The organism is Prevotella scopos JCM 17725 (assembly GCF_018127785.1).
Taxonomy (GTDB): domain Bacteria; phylum Bacteroidota; class Bacteroidia; order Bacteroidales; family Bacteroidaceae; genus Prevotella; species Prevotella scopos.
In genome coordinates this window covers 841,570-854,726 of the sequence record NZ_CP072390.1, presented here as the reverse complement: position 1 = coordinate 854,726, position 13,157 = coordinate 841,570, and the positions used below count along the sequence as shown (strand labels likewise).

The following is a 13,157-nucleotide window of genomic DNA, read 5'->3' as shown; positions in this document are numbered from 1 at the left end:
CCTAAAACTTATTGGTATATCCATAATAACCGAATGGACTTTAATGCACCCATCCTCAGTATTCAGAGAACAAAGTATTTCCCTAAAAATATTTTTGCTGTCACTACTGTCATCCAAGATCATCATATAACTTATTAGTTTACAGTGGTATTACATGAAATGTTAAAAGTGACAGCAACTTAAAATAAAAAATACTCTTGTAAGATATGTAATATAATCCTCCTATCCGAGTATAAAACTTCAAAAAACACATTTACATTATCTTACCTTAATACTTTAATCCAAGCAAATAAAGTCAATTCCAAACGTTAGTCATGTTCTTTTCATCACATTTTATTATAATTTCTCCACTCTCTTTATGTTGTTTTGATTAATATTATTATCTTTGCACTGATTATTTCGAAATAAATATCTCTGCTTATCCGAGAAAGATGAGCAGACAGTAAATTCTAATCGTATAAATGAAACAATTCAGACTGGTGGACAACATCGTCGGATGGCTTGCATTCTTTATTGCAGCTTTCGTCTACTGTTCCACAATTGAACCGACAGCCAGTTTCTGGGACTGTCCCGAATTCATTACAACAGGCTATAAACTGGAGATTGGACACCCTCCTGGGGCACCTTTCTTTATGCTTACAGCCAATCTTTTCTCACATTTTGCTAGCGACCCAACAGAGGTAGCACGTATGGTTAACACCATGAGCGCATTGCTTTCGGCAACGTGTATCATGTTCCTTTTCTGGACCATTACCCACCTCTCACGTCGACTGATTGTGCGTGATGGTGAAGCCCCTTCACTTGCAAAAACTATCGCCATCGAAGGTGCAGGCCTTGTTGGTGCGCTGATTTATACTTTCAGTGACACTTTCTGGTTCTCAGCAGTTGAGGGCGAGGTATATGCCTATTCATCAGCGTTTACAGCTGTTGTTTTCTGGCTTATATTGAAATGGGAAGATAATGCAGACAAACCTCATTCTGACCGTTGGTTGATACTGATTACCTATATGACTGGTCTGTCAATTGGTGTGCACCTACTCAACCTCCTTTGTATTCCAGCCATTGCACTGGTTTACTATTATAAGAAGGTGCCAGATGCAAACTTGAAGGGTTCACTCTTTGCCTTGCTCCTCTCTGTAGTCCTCGTTGCAGCCGTTCTGTATGGTGTTGTTCCAGGTATTATCACAGTAGGTGGATGGTTTGAGTTATTCTTCACGAATACACTTGGCATGCCATTCAACACGGGTACCATTATTTATATTGCCTTACTCATTGCTTCTTTTATTTGGGGCATTTATGAGACATATCAGGATAAGAACCCACGCCGTCAGAATATAGCATTCTTGGCAGCACTGGGACTGATTGGTATTCCATTCTATGGCTATGGATGGACAGCATTCTTTACAGGACTTATTGTTCTTGCACTCGTTTACGTACTGCTTCAGTGGCAGCGTCCATTTAACAAAGATGGTAAAAAGCAGCGTGTTGCACTTGTTTCTTCACGCATAAAGAATACAGCTTTGCTTTGTATGCTGATGTTGTTTATCGGCTACTCTTCATATGCTGTAATCGTTATTCGCTCAACAGCCAATCCACCAATGGATCAGAATTCACCAGAGGATATCTTTACTTTGGGTAGTTATCTGAGTCGTGACCAGTATGGTGACCGTCCATTACTTTACGGACAGGCATACTCAAGTCAACCTGCAGTTGCAGAAGACGGTATGCACTATAAGTTTGATGAGGGTGCTCCGGTTTATGAGCGTAAGGAGAAAGCGTCTAAAGACGAGAAAGATTCTTACTACATTGTTCGTCATAAGGCGACACAGGTGTTCGAACAGAATATGTTCTTCCCACGTATGTATAACCCAAGTTCTGCGAGTCAATACGAACAATGGATGGGTGGCGTTACCGGTCATGAGGTTGATGGCGTGAAGATTCCAACCCAATTGGAGAACATAAAGTTCTTCCTTTCTTACCAGTGTAACTTTATGTATTGGCGTTACTTTATGTGGAACTTTGCAGGGCGTCAGAATGATATTCAAGGCAATGGTGAACCAGAACATGGAAACTGGATTACTGGTATATCCTTCATTGATAATGCGTTATATGGCAACCAAGACTTGTTACCAGATGAGTTAAAAACTAATAAGGGACACAATGTTTTCTATTGTTTACCATTATTACTCGGTTTGATTGGTCTTTTCTGGCAAGCATGGCGAGGAAAACGTGGCATACAGCAGTTCTGGGTGGTTTTCTTCCTGTTCTTTATGACTGGTCTTGCCATCGTTATCTATCTGAACCAAACGCCTAGTCAGCCACGTGAGCGTGACTATGCTTATGCTGGCTCGTTCTACGCTTACGCAATATGGTGTGGTTTAGGCGTGTTGGCACTCTACGACTGGGCACGTAAACTAAAGGTTGCACCGATACTCTCAGCCTCTGTTATTTCAGCTGTCTGTCTGCTTGTTCCAATACAGATGGCGTCACAGACATGGGATGACCACGACCGCTCAGGTAGATATACTTGCCGTGACTTCGGTCAGAATTATCTTAATTCATTGCAGCAGAAGGGTGACCCAATCATCTTCACCAATGGTGATAATGATACCTTCCCATTATGGTACAACCAAGAGGTTGAAGGAGTACGCACAGACGCTCGCGTCTGCAACCTTTCTTACCTGCAAACAGACTGGTACATCGACCAGATGCGTCGTCCTGCATACAATTCACCAAGTGTACCTATTTCATGGGCACGCCTTGATTATGTAAGTGGAACGAATGAATATGTACAAGTTGCACCACAATTTAAGCAACAGATTCGTGATTTCTACAAGCAGGAGCCAGCAGCTGCGAAGGCTCAGTTCGGTGATGACCCATTTGAGTTGAAGAATATTCTCAAGTACTGGGTACGCTCAAAGAACGAAGAAAATCATATCATTCCTACTGATACTATCTATATGACTATCGATAAGGAAGCTGTCCGTCGCAGTGGTATGATGCTTCCAGGTGATTCTATTCCAGATCGAATGGTCATCTCATTGGCAGGAAAACAAGCTTTATACAAGAATGATTTGATGATGCTTGAGATGATTGCTAACTGTAACTGGACACGTCCTCTCTATGTAGCTGTAACCGTTGGAGCTGAGAACTTTATGAACTTAGGTGAAAACTTCATTCAAGAAGGTCTCGTAAATCGTATTACCCCATTCTCTACAATGGACAATGCAAATTCTACAGGCATCAATATGCGTAACTTCGATACAGAGAAGACTTATGATGTCATGATGAATCGCTTCAAATGGGGTGGTCTTAGCAAGCCAGGACTTTACATCGATGAAACTGTAGCTCGTATGTGCTATACGCATCGTCGTGAGATGGCTGACCTTGCACTCCACCTTATTGCAAAGGGTGAAAAGGCTAAGGCCTTAAAGGTTCTTCAGAAGGCTGAGAAGGAAATTCCAACGTATAATGTCCCAATAAGCTACATGAGTGGATCAGGTGATATGGCTCATGCATACGCATTACTGGGACAGAAAGCAAAGGCACGTCAATTATATGATGCGCTGTGGAAGATTTCACTTCAGTATGTAAACTACTATCTCAGTCTTTCTCCTCGTCTCTTCAATATGACACAAGGATCATGTAAGATGAATTTCCAGATTATGGCAAATCTTATTAATGAAAATGAGCAGATTAACCATGCTTGGGCTAACAAACATGCCGCCGAACTTGATAATCTCTTCAGAAGATTCCAGAACCAAAATGGATCATTAGATTAGGGATTGTTATAATCAAAGCAAACATAAAAAATTAAAAGCCAGAATCTGGTTGTCTTAAAAGATTACCAAACTCTGGCTTTTAACTTTCCCTATCCACCCTAGAGTCTTAGATCGATAGGATATTATAATGTTGAATAAGTAGGCTTTGCCCTTGATTCACTAAAATTATTGGGAGGTTAATATGTTAATAGAACAACCTGCACGCTGGTTACGTATCTTTTATCCACACGCTCTTTGGCGTATGGACAAGAATGATCATTCAGTCTATCTCACATTTGATGATGGACCAATACCTGAGGCTACACCTTTTATACTTGATGTACTTGACCAGTTCAATGCAAAGGCCATGTTTTTTATGGTTGCTGATAATGTGCGAAAACATCCAGAAATATATGAAGAGGTGATTCGTCGTGGACATAAGGTAGGCAATCACACCTATCATCACTTGGGTTCTTTTAGGCATTGGACATTGACTTATGCCGTAGATGTAACCAAGGCCGACGTTCTTCTCAAATCTCCCTACTTTCGTCCTCCGCATGGATGGTTGCGACATACAGTATATTGGTGGGTAAAACAGAATTATCGTGTTGTGATGTGGGACCTTGTGACACGTGATTATTCCAAATGGCTGACAGCTGCAGACGTTGTAAACAATATAAAGAAATACTCACGTAATGGTTCTATCATTACCTTCCATGATTCCCTTAAGAGTATTGACAAGCTTCGCACTGCACTTCCAGAGTCTTTGCAATGGCTTAAAGATCAAGGTTATGAATTTAAGGTTTTCCCTGATGATCCAGCTGAAACCTTTTAATAATACATTAGCAGAACTTCGTCTTAAAATAAAAGGATAACATTATATAATTTGAAAATGAACTATTAATTATCGAGACATACTTCGGTCTTCCGATAATTTAAGTTTACTTTATGCTTTAATCTCTCTTATGACATCATCAGACACCCTAAACCCATCAATTCACGAAGAGGACTTAGAAACTGCTCAATCAGTTACCATCAAGTTTTTAGCACGAGACGTGGGATTCTCTGCTTGTGGCATAGCAAAGGCAGCACCTGTTGATGAAGAAATAGCGCAAAAATACCGAAGATGGTTGGAAAATGGAGAAGAGGCTTCCATGGCGTATATGTCAAATTACCTTGAGAAACGCCTTGACCCACGTCTCCTTATTCCTGGTGTACGAAGTATTGTTTCACTTGCTTTCAATTACACACCTGCACAGCAGATGCCTAAAGGGGAGTATCAAATTGCGGCCTATGCCCTTGGACAAGATTACCACGATTTGATGAAACGTAAGATGAGAGAGTTGGCAATGAAGATATCAGAACGTTGGCAGATTCCTCAAAACGAAAATAAAGGAGAAGAACCTTTAATACGTTGCTTTTGCGATACTGCTCCTGTTCTGGAACGTTACTGGGCACAAAAGGCTGGTTTAGGTTGGGTAGGTCGAAATCATCAACTAATTATCCCTCATGCTGGCTCAATGTTTTTCTTAGGTGAGATATTCTTACCCTTTGAAGTTGATGTTTATGATGAACCGATGTCAAACCGATGTGGGAAGTGTCATAGATGCATCGATGCATGCCCTACCCGAGCCATCATCCCCGATGAAGACTTCCATGCAGAACGCTGTCTGTCATATCAGCTCATTGAAAATCGAGGAGAATTATCTGATGAGGCAAAGTCGTCTATGGGAGATACCATTTACGGGTGTGATCGTTGTCAAACTGCTTGCCCATGGAACCGATTTTCCACCCCCAACACAGAACCATCGTTGCAGCCTAAGCCAGAACTTCTCAGTATGAGTAAAGAGATGTGGCATAACTTAACAGTAGAAGATTATCAACGTCTTTTTAAGGGTTCAGCTGTTAAACGAGTCAAATTTGATGGTTTGAAACGAAATATTAAAGCCAAGAAAAGATAAGTTGGCAAAACAGAAACTTAAGATATAACTTAATTAAAGAGTAACATTTGTTCCCACTTTCTAATTTGGCATCAACTTTGTAATATATAAATAGGTAAACTGAATATTACAAATTAATAAAGAAGATAAATCATGAGTAAAGTAGAAAAAGGAGTTGTTTTCACTTCAAACAATGTGATTGATTATGCAGAAGGTGGTGTAGTAAGTAAGGAACTAGTACACAATAATGCAGGAAGTGTTACCTTATTCAGCTTTGATGCAGGTCAGGGACTATCAGAACACACAGCACCATTCGATGCTTTTATCCAGGTTATTGATGGAAAGATGGAACTGACTGTAGAAAAAGTAAAACATGTCATTAAAGCAGGTGAGAGTTTTATCATTCCAAGTGGAGCACCTCACTCAGTCAATGCACCTGAACGATTCAAGATGATTATAACAATGATTAGAGGGTAATCATTGGGTTGACAAGTTGACAAGTTAAATGTGTACGAGTAAACGAGTTGACAAATAAATAAGGAAAAAGCAAACGAGTTGACAAGTTGAAGTGATTAAGAGGATAAAAGTCTTTTTATCACATAACTTGTCAACTCGTTTACATTTTAACTTGTTAACTCGTTCACATTCAACTTGTCAACTACTTTACTTCATAATAGCTTGATAATCTTTCTCAAATGCACGAGGACAGCGACCAATCAATACTGTGTTCAACAAGCAATTAGCAACCAGTTCCTCATTAGTAAGATCCACCTTTGGCTCTTTCTTTACTTCCTTACCAAGAAGTACTTCCCAAGGACCATTAAAATCGTGGTCATCAGCACCAAAAAACATCTCATTAGTGTCAGGATCTTCCATCAGCTGATAACGAATTTGCTTCTTAGACATCACAGGATTGAGCGACAATAATAGATTGTATGCATTATGGAACTGCACACGTAAATGGCGACCTTTTGGAAACATAAGTCCTATAAGAGGATAAATCTCTTCGAACTCATAAGCTTGAAATAATTCTTTTAGCTTCATATATAATGTTGTAATATATTATCAATAATCACTTTATGTGCGTTACACCAATGATGTAAGCAAACAGCAGACATATAATTGTAAATGCAAATTTACATTATTTTTTTGATACACTTGCAAGTTAGAACATTAATTTGTATATTTGCAGCGTAACACTAACCAGGGGGTTTGTTTACTAAAAATGACTCCCTACTAAACATTCAATACACATGAGAAGAGACCAAGAAATTTTTGACCTTATTGAAAAGGAACACAAACGTCAGCTCAAAGGAATGGAGCTGATTGCATCTGAGAATTTCGTCAGTGACGAAGTTATGCACGCAATGGGATCTTACCTAACTAACAAGTATGCAGAAGGTTATCCTGGCAAACGTTATTATGGCGGATGTCAGGTTGTTGACCAAGTAGAAACATTCGCTATTGAGCGTGTCAAACAGCTTTTCGGTGCTGAGTATGCCAATGTGCAGCCACACTCTGGTGCACAAGCTAACCAAGCTGTATTTCTTGCCGTACTGAAACCAGGCGACACCTTTATGGGACTTGATCTTGATCAGGGTGGCCATCTCTCTCATGGTAGCGAGGTGAATACTTCTGGTATTCTTTATAACCACATTGGATACACCCTAAATCCAGAGACAGGACGAGTTGATTATGACGAGATGGAGCGACTAGCTCGTGAGCACAAGCCAAAGCTCATCATCGGTGGTGGCTCTGCTTACAGCCGCGAATGGGACTACAAACGTATGCGTAAGATCGCTGATGAAGTAGGTGCATTGCTGTTGATTGATATGGCTCACCCTGCTGGTCTTATCGCTGCAGGTCTTCTTGATAACCCTGTGAAATATGCTCACATTGTCACCACAACAACGCACAAGACACTCCGTGGTCCTCGTGGTGGTGTAATCCTTTTGGGCAAAGATTTCGAAAATCCATGGGGTTTAAGAACCAAGAAGGGCGATTTGAAGCCAATGTCAATGCTCATAAATTCTGCTGTTTTCCCTGGTAACCAGGGTGGACCATTGGAACATGTAATAGCAGCAAAGGCTGTAGGTTTCGGAGAGAACCTTTTACCAAGTTGGAAGGAATATGCCTTACAAGTAAAGAAGAATGCTTCTGTCCTTGCACAAGCTCTTGTTGATAAAGGCTTCAGCATTGTCAGTGGTGGTACAGATAACCACTCTATGTTGCTTGACCTTCGCCAAAAATATCCTGATTTGACTGGTAAACTTGCAGAGAATGCACTTGTAGCAGCTGATATTACAGCTAACAAGAATAAGGTTCCTTATGACGAGCGTTCTGCTTTCCAGACAAGTGGTTTGCGTCTTGGCACTGCAGCTATGACAACTCGTGGTTGTAAAGAAGACATGATGCTACTCTGTGCTGATCTTATCGATGAGGTCTTATCAGATCCAGAGAATGAGCAGGTTATCAAGCGTGTCCGTGAGAAAGTTAACGAGACGATGAAGGATTATCCTCTCTTCGCTTACTAACATGTAATTGATATATATCACAAATACATAAATGATAATGGGAGTATGTCCGCTTTGACATGCTCCCATTCATTTTATTGACACCTCGGAATACCTTTTCTATGAAATTATGTAATGTTCGAAACTTCACATCTTTAATTTGTAATATGACAAACACATTACTATCACAATATATTTCATTGAAAAAGCTTCTCAGATAGAATTATCAATAGCCTTCGTTTGTATTTCATTTATAAGACAAAGTACCTTAAGTATTTTTAGAGAACCACTACTTACCAGCATATATGGAGTTCTTGGTATATAGCTTTAGTGCGGAGCGTGAACACATTTGGTGCGGAGGGTATGCACCATTAGTGCAGGTGGTCAACACATTAAAATAAAGAAGCTAACATGAATGCAAACATACTTGTTTTGAGGTAAGGACCATGCTGCAAGTAAAAGAATTAGAGATACCTTCACTTAATAAAAAGATTTGCACCAAAGCTATTGCTAAATGCAATCATAAGCTTTGGCGCAAATCTTTATTTTACGTATATTTTTGTTAACTTCTATCCTTCAGAGAATTCTATTCAATCACGACAGTTGTCCAGCCATGTTTATCTTCAACTGTACCATACTGAATGCCACGAAGAGTATTATAAAGTTTTGTTGACCAAGGACCTGGTTTCTCTCCAAAGTTATAAACCTTACCTGTATCCATATCATCAAGATGTGAAATAGGTGAGATGACAGCAGCCGTGCCACAAGCACCTGCCTCCTCAAAGCTATCTAACTCATCTTCAGAAATAGGGCGACGCTCTACTTTCATACCCAAATCTTCTGCAATTTGCATCAGACTTTTATTGGTAATAGATGGCAGAATTGAACTCGATTTTGGAGTTACATACGTATCATTCTTAATACCAAAGAAGTTGGCTGCACCACATTCGTCAACATATTTCTTTTCCTTTGCATCAAGATAGAACTCTGATGCATAACCCTGCTCATGCGCACGACGATTAGCTCGCAATGATGCTGCATAGTTACCACCGACTTTAAACATACCTGTTCCTAATGGAGCCGCACGGTCAACGTCACGAACAATAACATAAGGATTTGCACAGAAGCCACCCTTAAAATAAGGCCCTACAGGAGTAACGAAGATTAAGAAGCAATATTCTTCTGCTGGGCGAACACCCACTTGTGCAGATGTACCAATTAACAGCGGACGAATATAGAGTGAAGCACCGCTCTCGTATGGTGGGATAAATTCCTGATTGAGGCGAACGACTTTCTTAACCATTTCAGTAAATAGTTCTGTTGGCACCTCTGGCATTACGATTCCACGGCTTGTGTTCTGCAGACGTTCAGCATTTGCTTCTACACGGAAAACACGTACCTTACCATCTGGACAACGATACGCCTTTAAGCCCTCAAAAGCCTCTTGACCATAGTGGAGACATGTTGCTGCCATGTGGAGTTTGAGATATTCATCTGAACATACTTCAACCTCACCCCACTTGCCATTACGATAGTAACAACGTACATTATAATCAGTTGGCATATAGCCAAATGTTAAACTTGACCATTCTATATTCTTCATATTATTTTGTTTTAAGTTATCATTCATGACAATTATCCACAAAAGTAATCAAAAATATCTTATCGTGCAACCAAATGGCAAGTTTATTAAACCTACTTCTTATTTTTTATACAAATGGTTATGATTTTATTGTTTTTCCAAAAGTTTTTGAATCTCATTATCAGTACGCTTTAGCTTTTGTTTACAGAGTTTCACCAACTCTTTTGCCTCTTTCAATTGGTCAGCTAAAGTGTCGATGTCAAGTTTTCCACTTTCCATTTTCTCAACTATTGCTTCTAGTTGACGAACTGCTTCTTCGTATTTTATTTCTTTCATTGTTTTTTAATTTTGAAATTATAGGTAACATTCTGCTCTCTTATGATAAACGATTGACCTTACTTTCCACCTCTCCTTTCTCAAATCGTGTTGTTAATGTGTCGCCCATCTTCAAATCCTTTGCATTCCGAATAATCTTACCATTACATAAGGTAATGCTAAATCCACGTTTTAAGAGTAGTGATGGGTCAAGCAATCGCAAACGCTGTCCGAGAATCTCTATACGATGATGCTCGTTTGCCAACCTATTCTGAAGTGTCGGTAAGATGCGATTTTGTATAGTACACAGATGAAAATCGACTTGCTTCATAGCTTCCTGCATCTTTGTAATAAGACATTGTGACAAGCCATCAAGCATAGCTTCTTGTTTTGTACGAACGACAGAGAACATAACAGGAATCTGTGTAGCAATCTGTTGGATACGCATCTTCTCTATTTCCAATGTACGACGAACGTTGTCAACAATCATAGCTTGTGCGTTCTCAACTCGCATAAGCGTCGATGAAAGGTGGTCAATGAGATAAGCTGCTGCTGCAGTAGGTGTTTTCACACGTTGAAACGAAACCATATCCAAAACGCTCTCATCACGTTCATGTCCAATACCCGTTATGATGGGTAATGGGAAGTTTGCAACATTCTCAGCGAGCTTTAAAGTATCAAAGCCGCTGAGGTCAGCTGTTGCACCACCACCACGAATGATAACAACACAATCAAAATTATCTTCACAGCTATTGATTTTATTCAAAGCTTCTATTATACTCTTTTCAACATAGTCCCCTTGCATGATTGTTGGAAATAATTCTACATGAAAAAAGAGTCCGTAATCATTTGATTCTAACTGATTGCAAAAATCTCCATAACCTGCAGCTGTTTCTGAAGATATTACCGCTATACGTTGAGCAAACATAGGTAGATGTAGCTCTTTCTGTAAATCAAAAACACCTTCTGTCTTTAATTGGCGAATAATCTCCTGACGTTTTCGCATCATATCACCCATTGTATATTCAGGATTGATATCGTCAACTATCCACGAGAAACCATATTGAGGATGGAACTGTGCATGTACTTGCAACATTACCTTCATTCCTGCTCTCACTTCTTGACCTGTTATACGCAAAAAAGCAGACTTGATAAGCATCCAAACATTACTCCAGCACTTAGCGGAAGCACGTGCTATGGGTACATTACTACCTTCATTTTTTTCAATCAGTTCCATATAGCAATGTCCTCGATTCTCCCGGGCTTCGGATAATTCCGCTTGGACCCAGTAAGAACGTGACATCGTACTATCTATAACATCCGCAACAAGATTGTTTAATTCGAAAAGTGAAAGTGCCTTTATCATCCTTCAAAATTTTTGTATGATAACTCACTACTGCTTATAGCGTGTAGCAAATTGGTAAGCTAAAAAGAAATCAGGAATACCATATCCCATGATATTGTCAGGATAATCATGGTTGTTTCCTGCCTGACGCACAAGGTCTATTATCTCCGAGGCAGACTTATTCGGGATTGCCTGCCATAGACAAGCTACCATTCCAGCAATAAGTGGACAAGCAAATGAAGTCCCATTATCAGGTATTATATATCCCCTACCCGACACGACGTTCGTTGGACATCCATACGCCATTACGTCAGGTTTTATACGCCCATCGGCTGTTGGTCCGATTGAAGAAAATGGTGCATTTATCTTGTCCGGAGAAACTGCTCCTACGGTCAGGATATCAAAAGCGTCAGCGGGAACGTTGATTTTTTTCCAGGTACCCATACCATCATTCCCCGCACTATTCACAAGAATCATACCCTTCCTTACCAAACAGGAAGCTACTCTAGAGATAGCTGCCGTTTTACCATTTAGATCTGCATAACGATAGTTCATAGATTTGTCATCAAAACCATGATAACCCAATGATGAGGTGATGATGTCAACACCTACTGAATCAGAAAACTCAACGGCAGCAATCCAGAAGTCTTCTTCTGCAGGACTCTCTGTCAAATAATCTTCTGTCCGCAGCAACCAAAAGTTGGCCTTAGGAGCTGTACCGACAAAAACTGTAGGTTGATTCATTGCGATTGTTGACAAAGTTTTAGTACCATGATCCATTTCTTTAAAAACATTATTATCATAGCCCACAACAAAATTACGTGTTCCTCTTATATTAAGATTCTTAAAAGCAGAGATTTTATCAACGTTCATGAAACCTGCGTCAAGTACAGCAATTGTCATACCTTGTCCCATAAAGCCCAGATTATGCAATTTCCTACCATTCAAATTCTCTATTTGTGCCTTACCTACACCATAATAATCATGACTCGTCGAATCCAAACATTGAAGTTCTGAATTATAATGTACACGCTGAGAAAGTGGCCGGATAGAGTCAGGAGAGACAAATACCAACTTACTATCTTTTACAAATGAGAGCAACTTCAAATCTTCCAATGTTTGGCGGTTATTACCACGCACAAGAACAGAGTTGTTCCATTTGCTTACTGCAACTACCTTACCACCCTTCTTCACTATCTGTTGAATATAATTCGGGGATACAGGGAGATCTGTCGAGTCAAGTCTTAATCCCTGACGTACACGTCGAAGGATAGAAGCGTTCGAAAGGAATCTTTCAGGCTTATCCAAGGAGTAAGATGTTCCATTCTTATCCTTCAGAGTAACACGGAACATATAACATTTTCCCCCAGGATAACCTATCCGCCCATCACTGCCCTTGTAAGCCCATAGAACAGAACATGCCAGAGAAAGGAAAAGGGTAATATAGCTTCTAAGATGAGTCTGTTTCATAATATGCAAACTTACACAAAATAATTGAGATAGAAAGAAGTTAGTGAAGAAAATAAATAAAACGTACGATGATAAGAACGACTTTAAGCGTAACCGATTCTTTATGTTTACTGTTTAAAGACAAGTATTACCTTTGAAACAATAGGCAATTCTATGAGTTCATATCAGACCTTTTAATTAATTCCTATTACTTTTCCATAAAGAAGTGTATTATAGCTGCACATAATTCAT

The 13,157-nt window shown here is 39.7% G+C and carries 10 protein-coding genes; 5 read left to right on the top strand and 5 right to left on the bottom strand.

Features of this window, described 5'->3' with window-relative positions:
- The first annotated feature begins 461 nt into the window (after positions 1 to 461).
- From J4856_RS08950 to J4856_RS08935, 4 genes are all read left to right on the top strand, one after another.
- Positions 462 to 3,782, top strand: a complete 3,321-nt coding sequence (locus J4856_RS08950; protein ID WP_065367804.1) for a protein O-mannosyl-transferase family — start codon at positions 462 to 464, stop codon at positions 3,780 to 3,782.
- 181 nt (positions 3,783 to 3,963) lie between these two features.
- Positions 3,964 to 4,596 carry a polysaccharide deacetylase family protein gene (locus tag J4856_RS08945; RefSeq protein WP_065367805.1) on the top strand — a complete coding sequence of 211 codons (633 nt, stop codon included), beginning with the start codon at positions 3,964 to 3,966 and terminating at the stop codon, positions 4,594 to 4,596.
- Between the two features lie 130 nt (positions 4,597 to 4,726).
- Complete coding sequence (gene queG, locus J4856_RS08940; protein ID WP_083130768.1) at positions 4,727 to 5,722, top strand: tRNA epoxyqueuosine(34) reductase QueG; 996 nt, start codon at positions 4,727 to 4,729, stop codon at positions 5,720 to 5,722.
- Between the two features lie 132 nt (positions 5,723 to 5,854).
- Complete coding sequence (locus J4856_RS08935; protein ID WP_025838881.1) at positions 5,855 to 6,178, top strand: cupin domain-containing protein; 324 nt, start codon at positions 5,855 to 5,857, stop codon at positions 6,176 to 6,178.
- A 186-nt stretch (positions 6,179 to 6,364) separates the two neighbouring features.
- On the opposite strand, the gene J4856_RS08930 is transcribed toward J4856_RS08935, so the two are convergent.
- Complete coding sequence (locus J4856_RS08930; protein ID WP_025838878.1) at positions 6,365 to 6,745, bottom strand: hypothetical protein; 381 nt, start codon at positions 6,743 to 6,745, stop codon at positions 6,365 to 6,367.
- A gap of 209 nt (positions 6,746 to 6,954) precedes the next feature.
- On the opposite strand from J4856_RS08930, the gene glyA reads away from it, so the two are divergent.
- Positions 6,955 to 8,235 (top strand): serine hydroxymethyltransferase, encoded by a 1,281-nt coding sequence (glyA, locus tag J4856_RS08925; RefSeq protein ID WP_025838876.1) that lies wholly within the window; start codon positions 6,955 to 6,957, stop codon positions 8,233 to 8,235.
- 565 nt (positions 8,236 to 8,800) lie between these two features.
- Here the strand turns inward: glyA and J4856_RS08920 are convergent.
- The 4 genes from J4856_RS08920 to J4856_RS08905 form a co-directional block, all read right to left on the bottom strand.
- Complete coding sequence (locus J4856_RS08920) at positions 8,801 to 9,817, bottom strand: branched-chain amino acid aminotransferase (RefSeq protein ID WP_025838874.1); 1,017 nt, start codon at positions 9,815 to 9,817, stop codon at positions 8,801 to 8,803.
- A 126-nt stretch (positions 9,818 to 9,943) separates the two neighbouring features.
- Entirely contained in the window at positions 9,944 to 10,132 is a 189-nt protein-coding gene (gene xseB, locus J4856_RS08915) for an exodeoxyribonuclease VII small subunit (RefSeq protein WP_025838873.1), read from the bottom strand.
- Positions 10,133 to 10,172: 40 nt separating this feature from the next.
- Positions 10,173 to 11,477, bottom strand: coding sequence for an exodeoxyribonuclease VII large subunit (gene xseA / locus J4856_RS08910; RefSeq protein ID WP_025838871.1), 1,305 nt, complete (start codon positions 11,475 to 11,477; stop codon positions 10,173 to 10,175).
- Between the two features lie 27 nt (positions 11,478 to 11,504).
- Positions 11,505 to 12,926, bottom strand: coding sequence for a S8 family peptidase (locus J4856_RS08905; RefSeq protein WP_025838870.1), 1,422 nt, complete (start codon positions 12,924 to 12,926; stop codon positions 11,505 to 11,507).
- Positions 12,927 to 13,157: the final 231 nt, after the last annotated feature.

Excerpts from the sequence above, each read along its gene's own strand:
- J4856_RS08950 (WP_065367804.1), top strand. The coding sequence starts at position 462 with ATGAAACAATTCAGACTGGTGGACAACATCGTCGGATGGCTTGCATTC.
- J4856_RS08945 (WP_065367805.1), top strand. The coding sequence starts at position 3,964 with ATGTTAATAGAACAACCTGCACGCTGGTTACGTATCTTTTATCCACAC.
- queG (WP_083130768.1), top strand. The coding sequence starts at position 4,727 with ATGACATCATCAGACACCCTAAACCCATCAATTCACGAAGAGGACTTA.
- J4856_RS08935 (WP_025838881.1), top strand. The coding sequence starts at position 5,855 with ATGAGTAAAGTAGAAAAAGGAGTTGTTTTCACTTCAAACAATGTGATT.
- J4856_RS08930 (WP_025838878.1), bottom strand. The coding sequence starts at position 6,745 with ATGAAGCTAAAAGAATTATTTCAAGCTTATGAGTTCGAAGAGATTTAT.
- glyA (WP_025838876.1), top strand. The coding sequence starts at position 6,955 with ATGAGAAGAGACCAAGAAATTTTTGACCTTATTGAAAAGGAACACAAA.
- J4856_RS08920 (WP_025838874.1), bottom strand. The coding sequence starts at position 9,817 with ATGAAGAATATAGAATGGTCAAGTTTAACATTTGGCTATATGCCAACT.
- xseB (WP_025838873.1), bottom strand. The coding sequence starts at position 10,132 with ATGAAAGAAATAAAATACGAAGAAGCAGTTCGTCAACTAGAAGCAATA.
- xseA (WP_025838871.1), bottom strand. The coding sequence starts at position 11,477 with ATGATAAAGGCACTTTCACTTTTCGAATTAAACAATCTTGTTGCGGAT.
- J4856_RS08905 (WP_025838870.1), bottom strand. The coding sequence starts at position 12,926 with ATGAAACAGACTCATCTTAGAAGCTATATTACCCTTTTCCTTTCTCTG.